The organism is Sphingobacterium sp. HJSM2_6 (assembly GCF_049316305.1).
Lineage (GTDB): Bacteria > Bacteroidota > Bacteroidia > Sphingobacteriales > Sphingobacteriaceae > Sphingobacterium.
Genome location: NZ_JBMOXB010000001.1, coordinates 458,837 through 478,793 on the forward strand (window position 1 = coordinate 458,837; position 19,957 = coordinate 478,793).

At 37.6% G+C, this 19,957-nt stretch carries 11 protein-coding genes; all 11 read right to left on the reverse strand.

What is annotated here, in order from left to right:
- Nucleotides 1-44: 44 nt before the first annotated feature.
- The 11 genes from ACFRAE_RS01920 to ACFRAE_RS01970 all read right to left on the reverse strand — a co-directional run bounded on the left by ACFRAE_RS01920 (nucleotide 45) and on the right by ACFRAE_RS01970 (nucleotide 19,955).
- A complete protein-coding gene (locus tag ACFRAE_RS01920) occupies nucleotides 45-1,877 on the reverse strand; it encodes a CocE/NonD family hydrolase (RefSeq protein WP_422795424.1) in 1,833 nt (610 codons plus the stop codon).
- An 11-nt stretch (nucleotides 1,878-1,888) separates the two neighbouring features.
- Entirely contained in the window at nucleotides 1,889-3,367 is a 1,479-nt protein-coding gene (locus tag ACFRAE_RS01925; RefSeq protein ID WP_422795425.1) for a glycoside hydrolase family 28 protein, read from the reverse strand.
- A 7-nt stretch (nucleotides 3,368-3,374) separates the two neighbouring features.
- Nucleotides 3,375-4,109 carry a glycosyl hydrolase family 28 protein gene (locus ACFRAE_RS01930; RefSeq protein WP_422795426.1) on the reverse strand — a complete coding sequence of 245 codons (735 nt, stop codon included), beginning with the start codon at nucleotides 4,107-4,109 and terminating at the stop codon, nucleotides 3,375-3,377.
- A 7-nt stretch (nucleotides 4,110-4,116) separates the two neighbouring features.
- On the reverse strand, nucleotides 4,117-5,598 hold the full coding sequence (locus ACFRAE_RS01935) for a glycoside hydrolase family 28 protein (protein WP_422795427.1): 1,482 nt from the start codon (nucleotides 5,596-5,598) through the stop codon (nucleotides 4,117-4,119).
- A gap of 11 nt (nucleotides 5,599-5,609) precedes the next feature.
- Nucleotides 5,610-8,477: a glycosyl hydrolase gene (locus tag ACFRAE_RS01940; RefSeq protein WP_422795428.1), complete on the reverse strand. Its 2,868-nt coding sequence runs from the start codon at nucleotides 8,475-8,477 to the stop codon at nucleotides 5,610-5,612.
- Nucleotides 8,474-9,325 carry a sugar phosphate isomerase/epimerase gene (locus ACFRAE_RS01945; RefSeq protein WP_422795429.1) on the reverse strand — a complete coding sequence of 284 codons (852 nt, stop codon included), beginning with the start codon at nucleotides 9,323-9,325 and terminating at the stop codon, nucleotides 8,474-8,476. Before ACFRAE_RS01945 ends, ACFRAE_RS01940 begins: the two co-directional genes overlap by 4 nt.
- Nucleotides 9,319-10,140 (reverse strand): phytanoyl-CoA dioxygenase family protein, encoded by an 822-nt coding sequence (locus ACFRAE_RS01950; protein WP_422795430.1) that lies wholly within the window; start codon nucleotides 10,138-10,140, stop codon nucleotides 9,319-9,321. The genes ACFRAE_RS01945 and ACFRAE_RS01950 overlap by 7 nt, the downstream gene beginning before the upstream one ends.
- A 59-nt stretch (nucleotides 10,141-10,199) precedes the next feature.
- Complete coding sequence (locus ACFRAE_RS01955) at nucleotides 10,200-11,798, reverse strand: RagB/SusD family nutrient uptake outer membrane protein (RefSeq protein WP_422795431.1); 1,599 nt, start codon at nucleotides 11,796-11,798, stop codon at nucleotides 10,200-10,202.
- An 18-nt stretch (nucleotides 11,799-11,816) separates the two neighbouring features.
- Entirely contained in the window at nucleotides 11,817-15,296 is a 3,480-nt protein-coding gene (locus ACFRAE_RS01960) for a SusC/RagA family TonB-linked outer membrane protein (protein WP_422795432.1), read from the reverse strand.
- Between the two features lie 1,197 nt (nucleotides 15,297-16,493).
- A complete protein-coding gene (locus ACFRAE_RS01965; protein ID WP_422795433.1) occupies nucleotides 16,494-18,584 on the reverse strand; it encodes a heavy metal translocating P-type ATPase in 2,091 nt (696 codons plus the stop codon).
- A 105-nt stretch (nucleotides 18,585-18,689) separates the two neighbouring features.
- On the reverse strand, nucleotides 18,690-19,955 hold the full coding sequence (locus ACFRAE_RS01970; protein WP_422795434.1) for an efflux RND transporter periplasmic adaptor subunit: 1,266 nt from the start codon (nucleotides 19,953-19,955) through the stop codon (nucleotides 18,690-18,692).
- Nucleotides 19,956-19,957 lie beyond the last annotated feature (2 nt).

Here is a 19,957-nt window from a genome sequence, read left to right on the forward strand (position 1 = left end):
GGGCATAAAAAAACCGCTAGTTGCCTAACGGTTTTTATTAATCATTATTTACTAATGGGTAGAATTACACTGGATGGGAATTCCTTAGAAAAATAGATTCGCTGGTTATGCGTTTCAAAATCTTCCGCATTAGCTTTATAGATATTGACAAATTTCTGAGGGTTTCTATCGACCAAGGGAAACCAAGAACTTTGAATTTGAATCATTATCTTATGTCCTTTTTTAAAGACATGAGCCGCATCTTGCATATCAAATTTAACGTGGCTTACTTCATTCGGTATTAAAGCTTCTGGCTTAGAAAAGCTTTTTCTATATTTTGCACGCATCACTTCCCCTCGTACTAAACATTGGCAATCTGATAAGACCTGATCTTTCTGGTAGGGATGAACATCAATCAATTTCACGATAAAATCGGCATCCGTGCCGGTACTACTCACAAATAAATTTGCTTGAATATTACCCATTATTTTCACATCCTCTTCCAAAACTTCCGACTCGAATACGACCACGTCGGGACGTTTACTAGCAAAAGACTGATCTTCAAACATATATTGAAAACCGCGCATCAGTGTTTTTTCGGCAGTATAAGGAACCGGTTTATTAGGATCTGAAGTGTATTCCACAAAGGTATCTGCTTTATTCACGGTAGGCTCGAAAGATAGGGCATTTCCTTCCCTAAAATATAGGGATCGGTACTGAACTTCTTTTATGGGCCAAGTTACCCCATTGTTCCATTCATTTGCACCGGTAACAAAAATAGATACAGGTTCAACTTTTTGACGAACATCATTTTTAAGGTGCTTTTTAAAAAATGCTAGTTCAATCGAATAGCGATAATATGGATTGACCTCAGAACCGAAATCTAAGTTTCCTAACTTTCGACCATCCGCACGAGTCCAAGAGCCATGATACCAAGGGCCCATAACGAAAGAGACCTTATTTTTCCCTGATTTTGCTAAGGCTTCATAGGTTTTCAATGGTCCATATAAATCTTCTTGATCGTACCAGCCTCCTACGACTAATACGTTTGGCTTAACCTCCTCCAAATACTTGGTATAGCTTCTTTCTTCCCAATAAGTATTGTAATCCGGATTTTCCATCATCTCATTCCAAAGGACACTTTTACCTTGTAAATAGTATTCATTGAAATTCTTTAATGGTCCAGATTTCAAATAGAATTGATATCCATCAGTTGTATTATATTGACCAAAACCGCCAGGATGTGTTGTACCTATAGAATCTCTCATCTTCCCAAAGGAAGATAGAAATGAAAAGGTGCCCATAAGCATAAAAGCTCCATTGTGATGCCTGTCGTCTCCCAAAAACCAATCGGTGACTGGTGCTTGCGGAGAAACTGCCAATACATTAGGATGCGCGTCAATTAGAGCCATGGAGGCGTAAAAACCTGGAGAAGATACGCCCCAAATTCCTACTTTTTTATTGGATTTGACATTTTTTATTAACCAATCTACACTATCATAAGCATCAGAAGATTCATCAGAAACCCGTTTAGGTTTTGATTTTTGGTATGGTCGATTGGCAATAAAGGTGCCTTCAGACATGTATTTTCCACGAACATCTTGATAAACAAAAATAAATCCATCCTTTGCAAAATCCATACTTGGACCTAGTGTTGGTCTAAACTTATCTTGCCCATAGGGTGCTATGCTATACGGAGTACGTATCATCATGATCGGATAGGTTTTAGACTGATCCTTTGGCTCATAGATGGCCGTATACAACTGAACCCCATCCCGCATCGGAATGTATACTTCGCGCTTATCGTAATGTGCTTTAATATAGGCTGCGTCTTCAGGATTCTGTGCAAAAAGAACCTGAAAACAAGCGATTAAAAGCAGTAATAAACTGTATTTCATGAATTTAACTTTTATTTAGCAAGTGTAGAACGATGCAATATGACTTGTTTCTTATGCTTCTTAGCAGGCTCCACAAATTCATTATTGATCATCGAAGCATTTTTTACTTGATCCATTACTACTGCTGGACGATAATCTGCCGCTTTTGCTGTCAATTTTACTTGTTCAAATTTTACTCCATCTACATGCCTCAGGTAAAATCCCCATGCAGGTAACTCTTTAAATTGTGAAAACTCTGGATATGCCGATTCCATTTCAGGTATGCTATCCAATTCCTTCGCTGTTATGCCTCTATACGCATAATGCGGATTTGAAGCACCAGGGTACACAATTTCGATGTTTTTTAAGATTACATTTTTAATGGGTTGATTTTTTAAACCCACAATACTTGCTGGAGAGATATTCCGTGGATGATCTTCAACAGGACCTTCATACGGATATCCTGCATCAGGTTTATGGGCAGGAACTTCAATATAGACATTTTGAATCGTGACATCCTCGATACTTCCTACGCGATCTTTTTGACTACGACTTCCAATTCGTAAGTAAATAGCATTTCCCGTATTATAAGCATATAAACTGTCTACCAACACTTGTTCTACCCTCGCGCCATCTGGGGTCGCAATGGTAAATGCTGAACGGAAGGTGTCGTACACTTTATTGTTTATAATTTTTATGTTTTTATAGCCTCCAGCAGATACGGTACCAAATTTAATTCCATTGGCACTTGATCTAGCCACATTATTGCGAATGACAATGTTTTCATTTCTTTTGCTACGATCATGCGATTTCAAACAAATAGCATCATCTGCAGCGTCAATAAATGAATTGCTCAACACAAAGTTTTTGCAATCCACGATGTCAATACCATCATTATTCCAGAATGCTTTACTATCTATCGTTATACTATCTACCAAAACATCTTCGCATTGATCATATACTGTTACCCAATCTGCGGCATCTTTTACAGTGATCTTTTTGATCAATACGTTTTTACATTCTCTTAAGTAAATGGCTTTGGGCCTGTTGTTACGGGGTCTATCGTAGTCAAGTGGATCTTTAATGATTCCTTTATGAATATTATCTAACAGGTTGTAGGCAACCTCTTTTCCTTGACCGTCTATCACTCCCTTACCTATAACAGCAACATTTTCTACACCTTTTCCATAGATCAACGCATTATTGGGTGTCCCAACGTTATAATCATTAATATTTGTAGAACCTACCAAAACAGCCCCTTCCGAGAAGTTAAGAGTCACGTTAGATTTTAAATGAATCGTTCCTGTTAAATAACGGCCCACGTAAAAGTTTAATTGACCGCCCCCATTCGCACTGATAAAGTCAATTGCTCGCTGTATGGACGTCGTATTAAGCGTAGTTCCATTGGATTTAATTCCAAAAAAAGAAGCATTATAGTCCTTGGCCATTAAGGGAGAAATCCCCAATAATGCAACAAGTATTAAACTTATATAAAATTTTATTTTAATCATTTTAATCCTATTTAATAGATTTACCATCTTTATTCACACTTGCTTTAATGGAAATATCGTTGCTCAATCCATCTTTAATTAAAGCTTTTCCTGTTACATCAACGTACAATTTTTCCAACAGGATTCCATGTACTGCTGTTAAATTCACAGCATTGGAGGTCGCTGTTGATGTACTATGAATAATTTGATTACTCAGTACAATGTTGGATGATTGTTGAATCGCATAGATATCTGAGGCCGCATCTTCTAAATGAATGCCATCTATAGTCACATCTTTACAATTTAATAATCCTACTAAGATGGGTTTCGCAACTGCAGCATCTAGGATTCCATTTTGCTGTAGTTTTTGAATTTGTTGCAAAGTAGCTTTCGCTTGCCCCAGGATGACGCCCTTCCCTATAATTTTTAGGTTCGTTTGATCTTGAGCAAAGATAAAGTAATGTTTTCCTTCGTGCTTTATAAAGTCATAAAACGATGGATTTGCCAGTAAAATAGCTCCTTCGTGCAATTGGATTGTGACATTAGATTTCAAGGTTAAACCTCCGGTTAAATACCTCCCCACGTAGAAATTTAAAGTACCTCCACCTTTTGAAGAAATAAAATCTATCGCAGCCTGTATCGACTTGGTATTATTAGTTTGACCATCGGAAACACAACCAAAAGCTGATGCATTGTATTCTACAGCAAAAGCTTTAGAAAAAGTCAATGTGAAGAATAATAGAATGAATGTAATTTTATTCATGTTGTTTTTAAGGTTGAATTGAAACATTTTTGCTATTGTGAAGGAATATCTGTTGTTTATCCGCGGCATTTTCTTCTTCAAATTTCATTTGACTGAAGGAGCCAGAATCTAAGTTATCAGTGACAATCGCTGGACGGTAATCACTTTTTTTAGCAACAAATTTCACATTTTTGAAATTGACATTTTTTGCATGGCGGATATAAAATGCCCAAGCTGGCAATTCTTTAAATTGAGAGAATTCTGGATAAGCAACTTTCATATTAGGGATACTATCCAATTCTTCTGGAGTAAGTCCACGTTTTGCATAAAATGGATTTCCAGCACCTGGATATACAAACTCGATGTTTTCTAAGGTTACATTTTCTATCAAATGGTTTGGTAAGCCTACTATACTTGCCGGAGATATATTTCTAGGCATATCTTCAATAGGTCCTTCATAGTTGTAGCCTTTATCAGGTTTGCTCATTGGAATTTCCGCATAGACATTTTTGATCGTAATATTGCGCATAACAGGACGTTTTCCTTTGCTCCAACGATCTCCAATGCGTAAATAAATAACATTTCCTGTATTGATGGAGCGAACACCATCCACCAGAATGTTTTCTACAATGGCTCCATCTACCGCAGCAAATGTAATGGCTGAACGGTAGGTATCGTACACCGTTAAATTTCGGATTACAAAATTGCGAAATCCTCCTCTAGAAACTGTACCGAATTTTAGTCCACTTGCACTAGAGCGAGCGGTACAATTTTCTACCAATACATTTTCGCAGATGGAATTTACATCATGAGATTTAAAACATATTGCATCGTCTGCTGCATCAAAATGGGAATTTCGAATGATGACATCTTTACAGTCTACGATATCGATTCCATCGTTGTTCCAATAGGCTTTACTATCTACCGTGATGCTATCGACTAATAAGTTTTCGCATTGATCGTAAGTTTGATTCCAGCTTGCTGGATCTTTTAGGGTTATTCCAATGATTTTAATGTTTTTGCATTCACGGAAATAGATGTTTTCAGGACGATTCCATTCGCGAACACGGTCATATTTTAACTCATCTTCTATAAAACCCCTATGCACTAAATTAAGGGTGTTAATCGCATTGGTAAATCCTCTACCATTGATCATTCCTTGTCCGGTGATAGCTATATTTTCTTGTTTGATCGCATATATTAATGATTTCCAATTGATATATGGATCTTTATCAAAATCAAATGGATTTAAAGAGGCCACAATGCTTGCTCCTCGTTCTAAGTGCAGGGTAACATTAGATTTTAAATAGATGGTACCGGTGACATATTCTCCAGCACTAAAAACCAATCGTCCACCTCCTTTTTCAGTCACATAATCTATGGCTGCTTGTATAGACTTCGTGTTTAGGGTACTACCATTACCTTCTATTCCAAAATCACTTACTGCGTAATCTTTGGAATAGCTTACTACACTCCAGAAACAGAGAAGTAAGGCTACTAATTTTTTCATTTTTATCATGTTTATTTACTATATAATTCTACTGGACCTACAATACCCATGGATTGTATTTCTTGTTCTCTACCAGGTCTATTGACCCAGTTTTGAACATTCTCATTGTCCTTAAGTGTTTTTAAATAATTACCCATTGTGCTGGTTAAATGTATTTCAATATCATTTTTCCCAGGTTTTAAGTAAGTGGATAAATCGTAAAGTCGACGACCAAACCATTTGACCCCAACGAGTTGCTTATTAATGTATAAATCCGTGATTCCAAACACCTTTCCAAGATTTAAAACTAACTCTTTTGGGTCGGCGATTTCAATTGACTTTTTATAAATGACTGTTCCGGAGAAATCTCTTAAATTTTCATCCTCTTTCATGTCCAGTAATTTACTTAACGAATAGCTTTTAGTGGTCTTTTCTTGAGCGTGTTTTAATTCTAATTTCCAATCGTCATTTAAGGTAATACTATGGGCACCTGCCGTTTTTAGAGGTACAAATGGGTTCCCTTTTTTATGCTGATCAAATACCACCAATAGGGATTCCGTAGGACCGAAATCATAATTAAATCCATGGTTAGCATCTAATTTCAACTTCCATCGCTCGCCGGTATCGGCATCCCAAATCCATGCTTGCTTACCTTTGCTGATGCTAGCATCAAATTGAAGGTAAGTTTGATAGCTATCAAATCTATGGGCATTTTGGAAGAAAATAAACTCGCTACGATCATCTCGAATGTACCTATTCTGCATAAAAAACCGATTTGGTTTTTGGATTGTTACATACTTAGGCAATTTTTGTGCTTGATGGAATGCTTGATACCACTCTAAAAATTTATTGTTTAGCGGTTTCTCAACATAGACAAAGTTTTTGCCTAGGTTTTCAATTTTTAACATCCAATCCTGAATTTCTAAATCGCGAGCTTGCATATCCTTAAAGCCTAAGCTTTTACTTGGAACATACTCTATACAAATTAGTTTTCCTCCTTGCTGTACAAAATCGTATAATTTCTTGACGGTATCTATTCCTAAGCTTTTAACGCCAGGTAAAAACAATACCCCATAAGCTTTCTTTCCATAGGTAATTTTACCGTTTTGTACGCTTGCATCCTTAAGAATAAGCTCGGTCACATAATCCACTGCTCCACCAGTTTTGTGAATAGCTTCCCAAAGTAAGGAGGTGTATGGCACATTTAATTTTTCGGGAAAAGGATCTGTTTGTACGCCATTTTCTGCCCATAAATCATAGTTTGCAGGCAAGATAGCCATATCGGTATATACATCTGCATGCTGCAGCTGAGAGGATAATCGCGCTTTATAATTGTTGAGGTATTTGAAATAATTCCACCAGTTATTCTTTTCGGAATAATAGGAGCCGTACTGTACCCAACCTGGAAATGGAGCATCTTGAGGAGAATAATTGAAACCATGCCATATGGAATGGGTAATCCCAGATAACAAACTTTGATCGGAGCCTAATTTCAACAATTCCAAGGTGGCATTGAATACCAAATAGGTATTCGTCATTTCTTCGCAACTCACGACACGCTTGCCGGTTAAGTGTGCTGCTGACGACACATATTTATTAATCATCGTGTATCCTCTTCCACGTCTGTAATCTTCATCGGACATTTCTTCGCCTAACTTATGTCGAAGGTAATTCGTAGTCCATGACTCTCCCTCCGGAATATCATAGCCTAAAGATGTTTCTAAAGGAAAAAATCCTCTTCCATAAGCTTGCGCACGTGATTTGACCGCTTGTTTTTTACACCAAGCCAGGTAAGTTTCTGTAAATCGTTCACGTAAAAGACAGGCTTTTACATATTCAAAATCAAACCGTACTCGGTTTAATTGTTCTTTAAAGGTTGCTGATTTTGCGGCACCATATTGTTCATCGACTACCGCACCTAAACGCCCTACCTTAAACATAATAAAAGGTAAGAATGGCATTAAATCATACCCACAACGTTTTTGAAATTCTGCGGCAAAATCATGAGTCCAGTTACATCCTTCCAGTTCCATACTATCGGTAAAAAAGGCGCGAAAATAACTCTTTAGAGCGCCAATTTGATTTTCCATCGTATTGGACATTCGGTTTAAGTAACTTTCAACAGCTTGTTTATCCATGTGATTCAAAATAGAACCTGAGGCTCCCGGAGCACCATTGATTACTTGTGCAAAAGCATTAAATTTTACAACAGCATAAAATACATGGGCTCCTTCAGGAACTTGAATGACAATGCTTGGATCATTTTTTTTAGTTGAAAAATCTATTGCATTTTCCAAACTATCCATAGGATCTTTCGCCAAGTGTAAAGAAATAATTTCTGCTGTTCTCATCGGATTTTTGTCCGTCACACCAGGATCAACGGCATCAAAAATATGAAACTGAGAGGTTTCATATTGCATAGGCCCATTGATTTTATCTGCAAAAAGAACGACCACCTGTGCTCGTTCCTCTTCTTTTAAATCTTCCGATCCAAATGGCCATCCAGAACCCACGATTAAATCACTAGTCATATCCAATGATTTGGCGTCGTTTGCAGCGTGCTTCACTAAATCAATCCATTCCTTACTTAACCACTTCACCGATGGAATCCCCATATCGTCTGCCCGTTTAGGGAAGGCAATCGGATTGATTTCAACCCCACCTATTCCAGCATCTTTCAAAAGACGTAATTGCCTAGAAAGCTCTGTTGCTTGAACCTTATCACCATTCCACCACCACCGCACAAAGGGGCGATATTGGCTGCTTGGATTTTTAAATATACTGTACCAATCTTCTTTATTAGTAAAACTATTGGCATAGGCAAATGATTCCGTTAAATTGGCTAACATGAAACCTGTACCTAATAAAGAGGAATTTTTTATAAATGATCTTCTATTCATGAAATATTAAATATCAAATGGTTCATTAAGTAATTTTTGATCCATTTATTTTGCCTCCATTGTTCTTCATAATCCTGCTCCAGATTCCCAGAGCTTATTAAATAAGGTGGAGGCCCAAACTCAGTCGTAAAAGTGAACTTACTACGACCATTTGTTAATTGTAAATTTACATACTGTTGCCATACTTCCAGATGCTTTCCAACGATCCATGCATTGCTTTCAAGAGTGACATCCGGAATCTGAGATCCTTGAGTATGCCCAACTCGAGTATGTACATGATGTACATGGGGCAGTAAATCCAGCACAAGGTCTTGTTGATCTTCCAAGTAACTTTCGGAAACACAATACCAATGCGAAATATCTAAGGTTAGTTTTAATTCTGGAAAAGCCATTTTAATTGCAGGAATTCGATGAACCCCATAAGTCCATTTATTACGATGTGTTTCTTGATAAATCGGGATACCTGACATTTGTTCCACCTTTGAACATATTGCCAAACAAGTTAATATTTGTTCTTGACTAAAATATTCCCGACCTACTTGTGCACTAATAAATTGTGGGGCTATACCATATTGACCAAGGAATGCCATTTCAAACAATTGTTCTTCCAATGCAATAAGATATGCTTCAAAGGAGGGAGTTTCTCCAAATACAGCAAAAACAATACTAAATTGCAATCCTCGGTCGGCCATGGCCTGAAAGATAATTGGATAATTATTAGCCTCTTTTTCAGCGAAAGGGTACCATTCCATTCCATGATAACCCTCTTCCGATACACGGTTTAAAAAATCAATCCAAGGTACATGTTCAGCTCCCCAACGAGGGTAAAAGAATTGTACATCTACCATTCTTTATGATAAATCAGTGGATTTTGACTATCATTATTTAATACATCACCGACCTTTAAAGTCGATAAGTACGCTTCAGGTAATATGTTTGCCTGACCATTAAACACATTGCCATCAGGCATATATGCACAGGTCATGGCTCGGCGAAATCCATTGGTCATATTAGGACCTGCGCCATGTATAGTTAATCCATTATGGATCGAACAACTTCCTGCTTTTAAAGGTGCAGAAACAGGATTTATTTGTGCTAATTCAGGGTATACTTCAAAAATACCATTCATGTTTTTACCAATTCCAATATTGGTAAAATCAGTAACTTTAAAAGACCCTGGAATAAAATACATGCAGCCATTTTCTAATGTTGCATCATCTAATGCAATCCATATAGAAAGCGCTTCTCTATCAGAAAAAGACCAAAAAGGCGTATCTAAATGCCATGCCGTTGGATTGGCAAATGGACGTTTAAATAAAGCCTGATCATGCCAAATACGGACGCCATCAGCTTGCGCTAAGTTCGCTATAAGTTCCCCAATGCGCTTATCCAGCATCAATTCTTTAACTCCGTTATCCGTTTGCCAAAGATTTAATAATTGATCGAAAACTTTTCCAAAGTAATCAGCGTCTTTATTGATACCATCTTCTTCACCTACTTGCGTATTCTTGCCTGGCATTTTTTGACCGGCACGCATTTCAACAGCATTAAAAACGACTTTTCTCCAATTTTCCAATTCTTCAGGAGAAAGAAAGTCTTCAATGATTAAATATCCATTTTCACGGTAAAAGGTTACTTGCTCGGAATTAATTTGATACTTCATATTATTTCGTTCAATAGATAGAAAAAAAAGCAGGGTCTCTCAACCCTGCTTATAGTTGTTTAATTTTGTTGCATTTTATCGTTATACAGAATTTCATCCAATGGGATTTGTAAGGTCATCCTGTTCACTGGATACTGCGATTTATCGATATGGTTCGTAGATGTAGTACGATTGACCGGGTTATTCCAACGCTTGTTGTTGAAGAACTCACGTCCACCCTCTCCCCACATTTCAATACGGGTTTGCAATTGAACCATCTGAAGAGGCGTTAAACCCGCCATTCCAGGATAGTTATCGCAAGTTAAAGTTGCAGAACCAGCTTGCGTTCTAGCAGCTAACAATTGGTTTAAAGTAGCTTTTGCTCCTTCACCATCATTATTATGAGCCTGCGCTTCTGCTTTCATTAATAAAGCTTCCGAAGCACGGAAGTAATATGCAGATGTTCTACCTACATTCTTCTTATCGTCAGAACCTAAACCATGTGTAGCAGCAAATTTCAAGTTTGTAAACGAAGGAATTAAACGAATTTCTCCATTCGTTGGGTAAGTATAATCACCCCATTCACTTGCCATGAAACTATTTTTACGGAAATCTGAAGAAGCAATAGCATCATACAACCTGTTATCTATACGTTGATAGCCACGAGATAGTCCACCATTACTTTCCGCAAAAGGGTTCATCCATAAATTATGAGTAATTAAAGCTTCCCCTAGCGGAAAACCAAAGATAACCTCTGGATTCACAGCATTATTTAAGAAACCATTCTTTTCAGGTCTCATTATTGGGTTTGCTTGAGTTCCATCATTGGTAGCTCCATAAACGGACTGCCCCATTAATGTAGGGTACTTTGCCAAGATATCGTTTGTAGTAGCAATAACTTTTGCCCAATCACCTGTCCATAAGTACACTCTTGCTAAGATGAAATTAGCAACTCCTAAATCAAAATCAGACAGGTTGCTTGTGTACCCAACCCCAGCATCTTTCAACAATTGAACCGCAGTTTCCAAATCATTTTTGATGAACGTGTACGTTTCTTCTGCAGTAGATCGCGCTTTGCTTTCTTGAATAGGCAAATACTTATCGTATAATGGCATTCCTAACTTAGCATTTCCACCTTGCGTATAAGCATCCTGGTAGTTTTCCATTAAATAGTTATAAGCATATCCTCTAAGGATTAAACCTCTTGCTTTAAACTCTTTTAATTTAACGTTATTTCCTACGGTAGCATCATCCAAGAAATTCAACATCTTGTTTGCTGTAGTAATAGCATTCCAAGCATAAAACCAGTAAGGACTATTGCGATCAGAAGATTCAGAAATAAAATCTTCAAAACGGTATTCCGCACCTCCAAATGAGGTAATGGACTGATCCCCAAACACAATATCATTACCTTCTAAGTTTCTAACGACAAGTAAACCTTGCGCATCAACATAACGTAAATCTGCAGAACCAACACCGTTTACACCTGTAAAATTCAACATTCTTGGCATATTATTCGCCATACTACCTAAGATCAAATTGATCGTAGCTTCATCTCCGCTTTTAAGCAATTCTTGAATTTGCTCGTCGGTGATATTATTTGGTGGAGCAACATCTAATTTCTTGTTACACGAGAAAAACAATGTTCCACCTATTAAGAATAAAAATATCTTTTTCATAAAATTTCGTCCCCCTTTTTAAAAATCTAAATTAATACCAGCTGAGAACGTACGCATGGAAGGATAGCTAAATGCACCAACTTCCCAACCACCTACAAGAGACATTCTTGGGTCAATTCCACTGTGGGAAGTCACCATGAATAAATTATCTCCAGAAGCATACACTCTTAAACGTTTAAACTTAGTTTTTGATAAGATTTGTTCAGGTAAAGTATAACCTAATGTAATGTTCTTAAAGTTCAAATAAGAAGCAGAGAACATCGCTAAATCAGAATACTGCCAACTACCGGTAGTCGAACCATTGTTGAAAGATCCATTGTAGAATGTCATCGGGAATTTCGCACCTGGATTTTCTGGAGTCCAAGTATTTCCAAGTAATTCTTCAGATAATGCTTTTGCAGGAGAATCTGTTACATATAAGTTATTTGCATATTCGATGCTTAAGAATTTACCTCCCAATTGGTAAGCAAATGAAGCGTATAAATCAAAGTTCTTATAACGTAAAGAAGTACTAAATCCTCCAATCCAATTTGGAACTGCAGAACCCATCTCGTAACGGCTAGCTTTTGAATAATCTGTAGTAGCCACATCTTCACCTACTTTAGCACCATTGTATAAGCCTTGATTAACATCAGATTCCGTAACCTTACGGTAGAACTGTGGTAATCCAGAATTTTGGTCAACACCCGCATATTTAAACAAGTACATGTTGTAATAGTCCTTACCAACTCCACGTAAATAAGCAATATTACCTGTAGAACTTGTTCCTGCAGAACTCCATCCATCTACTCCACCAGTCCAGTTACCACCCAATGCAGCAGAACCAACACCTTTAGGAACTTCTTTCAAAGTTGTTCTATAATGCGTACCATTAGTTGACACTGTCCAGTTTAAATCTTCGCGTTTGATTAAGTCAACTGATAATTCCACTTCAAAACCGTAGTTATTTAAGCGCGCTGAGTTAGCTAAAATAGAACCTTGACCTTTTGAGAAAGACATAGGCTGACTCCAAATAGCATTGGTAGTCGTTCTACTGTAATAATCAAATGATCCTCTTACACGGTTTAATAATGCAAAATCAATACCTGCATCAAATGTGCTTATTTTCTCCCAGGTTAATTGATCATTTACATAGGCATTTTGATTCAATACATAAGATGCAGGAATCCCGTTACCAGCGGTAGTCGATTGGTAAACTGCAGAGTAACCCCAAGTTTGGTAACCTGAATAGTTGGAAACACCATTTTGGTTTCCAATAACCCCGTAACTCGCACGAACTTTTAAGTTATCTAACCAATCGGACGTATTAGCCATAAAATCTTCAGCGTTGATTCTCCATCCCGCACCTACTGACCAGAAAGTTCCCCAACGTTTGTCAGCCAATTTGAATTTAGAAGAACCATCACGACGCACGGATGCTTGTCCAAAATACTTATCTGCATAATTGTAATTTGCGCGAGCAAAATAACTTTCCATACGACGAGTATCTAAACTACCCCCTGGATTGGCAAATGTACCACCGTTATAACGGCCTACATAATTAGCATAGGTAGGGAAATTATCGATTAATGCATGGGAAGAATTGTAGTTTAATCCTTCAAAATCGAATGAATCGTACTCATGACCCAATAAACCTTCAATACTGTGTTTATTAATAGATTTATTATAGTTCAACAATTGTTGAGAATTCATGATGGTTGTCATGGTAGAAACCTTTCCGAATGCACCCACACCTGCTGATTGTCCTGATTCGCTATTCCAATAACGTGTTCTCCAATCGATAAATTTATCTAATGAAAAATTTGCTGTGAAGGTAAAATCATTTAAGAATTTTACCGTACCATACGTTCTTGTACTTATATCATCGGCTGTACGCGTATCTATATCGTTATCCAAGATCGTTAAGATGTTTGCAGAACTTAATGAATTGGCCGTTAAACCTAGTGGAGAATAAGTGTCTCCAGCCGCCACATGAACTTTGTTCCGACCATTCTCTTGAATGATGTTACCATCTTTATCACGCGCATACAATTGAACTAATGGGCTTTGACCATTGATAAAACGGAACACATTGGCTACTACACTACCTGGATTACGACCAAAACGTGTCGCTGGTGATTGCGTATTACGATTAGCATATGCAACGTTTGTTCCTATTTTTAACCAGTCATACACTTGCGCATTTACATTTGCACGACCATTGTATCTTTTAAATGCTGAGCCACGGATATACGATGGATCTTCTAAATATCCACCAGACACGAAATAATCAACTTTATCCGTTCCACCTGCAACAGACACATTGTATTCTTGTCTTAACCGGTTTTCCAATAAATAATCATCGTAACGATCGTTGTATAATAAGCGTGCCTCTGGATTCAACTTACCATCTGTATTAACCAGGTAAGCTCCAGTCATTGTAGAAGAAGCACTAGCACCTGACCCTGTAGGGGTATAAGTTGCGCCTGGAACATCATACAGCATCCAGTTACCCAATTTGTTTACTCCAAAACCACCATTGGTATTACCCGTATAATTAAAAAGGTGTTCAGATGCGAATTTTGCAGCATCCTCATGTGACATGTTTGGATTTTTTAAATTCGTCGTGTAATCTTTAGTTCCGCCATTTCCGTTATTTCCATAACGAACAGAATTGTAAATAGATTGCCATGTAAATTCGTACACATCTTTAGGATCAGAAATCTTATCAAATTGATAAGGTCCTACTTGGTTTACACCAGCTTTGGCCTCAAACCCAACACGGGAAGTACCCTTAGCTCCTTTTTTTGTAGTCACTAACACAACTCCATTTGCACCACGTGAACCATAAAGAGCTGTTGAAGCTGCATCTTTTAAAATGGTTACACTTTCGATGTCTTTAGGACTGATAGAAGAAAGTGGATTCTCATTTTGAGCAGGAACTCCATCAATAACGACTAAGGCATTGGAGGTGTTTTGGTTCGCAGAACCTAAACCACGAACACGGATACCCATATCCACTCCTGGTTGACCATCTACAGCCGCTACCTGAATACCTGGAGCTGCACCTTCTAACGCTCTACTCACCGTAGAGTTTGATTGTAAACTTAACACTTTGTTATCTACTGTAGAAACAGAGCCTGTCAAGTCTTTCTTTCTTGCCGTACCATACGCTACGACAACCACCTCTTCCAATTCAGATTCATCTTCCGAAAGCTCCACGCGAATATCGTTGTTTGCTCCAACGACTACTGTTTTGCTAAGAAAGCCCATAAACCTAAATGATAAAGTCGAATTTGTTTTGGTACCAATTTCAAATGATCCATCATTTGCAGTTGCGACTGCATTTTTTGTTGCAGAATCAGAAATCGACACCCCCCCGATCGGCGCACCTGTTGTAGCATGGACAACAGTTCCTCGAACACTACGATCTGACTGGGCAAATGTGAGGTTTGTAATAAACACAAACAAAATTCCCAGTAAGAAAGAATTGTTCTTTCCTAATTTAAATTTGAGCATAATTGTTATAAAAAAGTTGTTGATTTCCAAATATCATGGATTAGAAAAACCCAACTGTCCTGTGGCATCCCGCCTCTAGCTAAAACCTTAAATCATCCTAATTAACTAAGAATTCCCTATAATTAATTGCTCAAGAACAAGGTTCGTAAAATATCCTAAAGGTTTAGAATTTTCAAATATCAATTAATTAATACAACAGAAATTATTCATAAAATTGCTTGACTATTTTTACAACAGTTGGCGAAAAACCGGCATAAAAACACATATTTTTAAAAAACAAGTGAAATTCATACGAATTTTAAACTTATTTAGTCAAAACGATTAAACCGAATTATATTCAATAATTTTATCAAAATCACTTATTCTATATTAAAAACATAGAGATTATATATATTTAATTAGGATATAGTTCAACTATACCATCCATCATTCGTAAAAACTACCTGATTTAGCAAAGCCAATTTTTACCATATCTGCCTTTTATTAGCTATGCAACCTATTGATAATTAACAGGTAATGATTTATACAATAACTAATATTTTATAATTTCTGCTCAATACGAATTGACAAGGCGCTCTAAATTAATCTATTAAACAATTACCTCCATCAGGTACTTGTCTTAAATGTATCTATTAATTAATACGACCAATTATGCTGAGCATGCATAGGGATATTCATACAGGATACTTCAAGGTGCATCTACTCCGCTTTGATTGCAGTATACTATGAAAATTCACAAAAAAAATATCCAAAATTTTTAGATTTTGCCATAACGACAATTGTTAAAAATCACGGTCTATTTTAAAGTAAATCTTAAGAAGATTTACAATGCATGCTCACTCGAACGCATCTCCTTCGGATCTTGTTCGGATCATACACGGAAATGCAATGCAAAATTGCGAATAAGAACCGATGAACCTACATTCTTGCTGCGCTAGATCCTTGACAGGCTACAAATTACAGCCAATAGAATTCACCTATTTAAATGAATTGATTGAATACGTAACAGACCATGATTAGCTTAAGCTGTAAGAGGTTGAATAACTGAAAGGAAACCTAAATCTTCGGAATAACTCTTTAAAAAATGCAGTAGAAAGAATAGAGACATCAATTCAGAATCGGACAAATAAAAAATGGCAAGCAGATCACGCAAATCCGCTTGCCATTGGTAAAATGATGGGCCAATTATTGATTATGTTAATCGAAGTTCATTCGTTGAATTCGAATGGCATTTAAGATAGCGAGTAAAGCAACGCCGACATCAGCAAAAACCGCTTCCCACATAGTTGCCAAACCACCTGCACCAAGAATAAGCACGATAGCCTTCACTGTAAATGCTAAACCTATATTTTGCCATACGATTTGTTTCGTTTTCTTACCAATTTGAATTGCCATCGGTATTTTAATTGGTCGATCATCCTGAATCACTACATCGGCAGTTTCTATGGTGGCATCAGATCCCAATCCACCCATCGCTATACCCACATCACTTAACGCTACAACAGGAGCATCATTGACTCCATCGCCAACAAATGCAGTTGATTCCTGTCGGCTTATAATTTCTTTTAAGCGATTTACCTTATCCTCTGGTAGTAGATCTCCATAGGCCTGATCTATACCAAGTTCTTTTGCCACAAATTGTACGACAGCGTTTTTATCTCCACTAAGCATCGTTGCCTTAACCCCTAAAGCATGCAATCGTTTAATGGTTTCAGCAGCATCTGCCTTAATTTGATCTGCAATGGTTAAATAACCGATAAACTTTCCGTCTAGTGCAATCGCGATACTCGTGTAAACAATAGCATCAATATCAACAGCATAAGCAATACCAAACTTATCCATCAATTTGAAATTGCCAACTAGCAGCAGCTGATCTTTTCGCATTCCACGCAATCCAAGGCCTGGTATTTCCTGTACATCCGTTAAAGAGATGGCCGGATTTATGGGGCCTACATAATCGTGAATAGCACTAGCCACCGGATGCGTACTATGACTTTCGATCGCATTGACCAGGTCTAATATTTCTTGTTGATCATAGGAAGGATCTATAAAGAGTTCCTGAACTTTGAAAACTCCTTCGGTCATCGTGCCTGTTTTATCCATCAGCACGTGCTTGATCGTTGCCATAGCATCCAAAAAATTACTTCCTTTAAATAGAATCCCTTTGCGTGAAGCCGCCCCTATACCCCCAAAATAACCTAGAGGAATCGAAATAACTAACGCACAAGGACAAGAAATAACTAAAAACACCAAAGCGCGATATAACCAAACTTTAAACTGATAATCTGTCGCAAAAAAATAAGGCAATAAACAAATCATGACTGCTAGCAATACCACAATAGGGGTATACACCTTCGCAAACTTGCGTATAAAAAGCTCTGTTGGAGCTTTCTGGGAACTGGCATTTTGCACCAATTCTAAAATCTTACTCAACTTACTATCTGCATAGGCCGTAGTGATCTTCACCTCGACTACATGTTGCAAATTAATCATACCTGCTAAAACAAGGTCCCCTTTATTTTTAGTATCAGGCTTACTCTCCCCTGTTAACGCCGAAGTATTAAATGAAGCGGTATCCGTCAATAATTCCCCATCCAAGGCAAGCTTCTCGCCTGGTTTCAATCGAATTGTTGATCCAACGGCAACAGTCTCTGCTTTCACTATTTTTAAACCGCTCGACTCCAGTACAGTTACTTCATCTGGTCGTTCATCCAATAATGCTTTGATATTTGATTTTGCTTTAGACACTGCCAAGGTCTGAAATACCTCTCCAACTGCATAAAACAACATGACTGCCACAGCTTCTGGATACTCAGCAATAGCAAATGCACCAAAAGTTGCTATACTCATTAAAAGAAACTCGGAGAAAAATGCGCCCTTTAGGATGCTTTCCCAGGCCTCCTTTATCACTGGTAAACCGACTGGAATATAGGCCAAAATATACCAAGCTATTCGGATCCAACCACTAAACCAAGAAAATACAAACACATGATCAAAAAGTAAACCCGTTAAAAGAAAGACTAATGATAGGATGGCAGGGAGGAAAAGTTCAAACGTAGATTTACTTCCTTGTTCATGGGCATGTTCATGGCCTTCATGGTCTTCTCCTTGCTCCCCTTGATGTTCATTAGCGTATTCGGCAGCCGTATACCTATTGCTCATCGTATTTGTTGTCTGTGTATGATGATGTTCTAATCGTGTTGATGCATCCGCATTTTTATATATTTTCTTTTCTTGGGTACAACAAAGTTGATTCCCAGATTCATCATATTTATGTTTATGTTCCATAAAACAATCTTAAATCGTCTATTTATACTTATGCGGCCGGCTATTTGACCGTAAATTCAATATTGAAATTACACATTCCTCCGTAATTATTTCATCTTTAAACCTTTAATGCGCATGCTCATGACCTACCGTACTCATTTTTGCATTGACAAAAAAGGCTGACTTTACGACTATTTGTGCTGCTTTGGGCATTTCTTTAACTGGCGTGATGGCTGTATACCCCATTTCAGAAGCTCCTTTTTGTATTTCAATCCGCTCAAAACGCATTCCTTTTTCATCGGCATGGGCATGATCAGGAGCTTCCGTTTCCTCATGCACATGCTCCTCTCCCGCTTGAACCAAAAACACATAATATTTTCCATCAGCATTGACGATTGCATCGTCAGGAACCGCATCTGCTAACTGCGTCCCCTGATGCAATAAGCCTGTCACATTCATCCCATCAATCAACCCTGATTTATCACCAATAATTCGACAATGTACGGCAATGGTCTTATTGTTCCCGTCAAATGAAGCACCAATGTTATAAAGTTCTGCTGCATATGTTTTTGATGGATTATTAGTAATGACGAAATCTATTTTTTGACCAATATGAATGTAAGGCATATCTTTTTCAAACACCTGCAAATCGAGATGCAAAGCTGTATTCTCTACGATTTCTATAATAGCTGAAGATACATCCACATAACTACCAATTTTAGCAAATACTTGACTTATTACACCATTAATAGGACTTTTTACTAAAATTGTCGATTGAAGATTTGCATTGGATATGGAGGAAGGGTTTATTCCCATCATTTGTATCTGTCGGCTTAAAGAAGATTTCCTCGCTCTCAATGCATTTAGTTCAGTGGTCGCTGCTTGCAAGTTTTTCCTGGCCCCTACATTTCCATCGTATAATTCTTGTTGCCGAGACTGCTCTTGTTCTGCTAATGCCAAGCGACTATTGATCGTAATATACTCTTCTTGTAATTGAATAAAATCTGGATTTACAATACTCGCAATCACTTGGCCTTTTCGGACTTGATCACCCAATTCTACTTTTAAGGTTTGAATAACTCCCGAGAACAAGGAAGTTGCATTAGCTTTATTTGTATTTGGCACGGTTAACAGCCCATTTACTTTGAGATTGCCCCCAAGTTGTTTCTGTTCAACATACCCCAACTCAATCCCTACAGACTTCATTTGTTCCGCAGTTAGGGTAGTGACCCCTTCTTCATGATTTGCTTCATCATGATCACTTTCTTCCTTAGTTTCTTCCGGACTGGAAGCGGCTTGTTGGTTAGAACTTGATTGACAAGAAGCCATAAACAGCAGTAATATACAGGCTTGCAGGAAGAAACGAATGAGGTATTTGAAATGATTGCTCATAG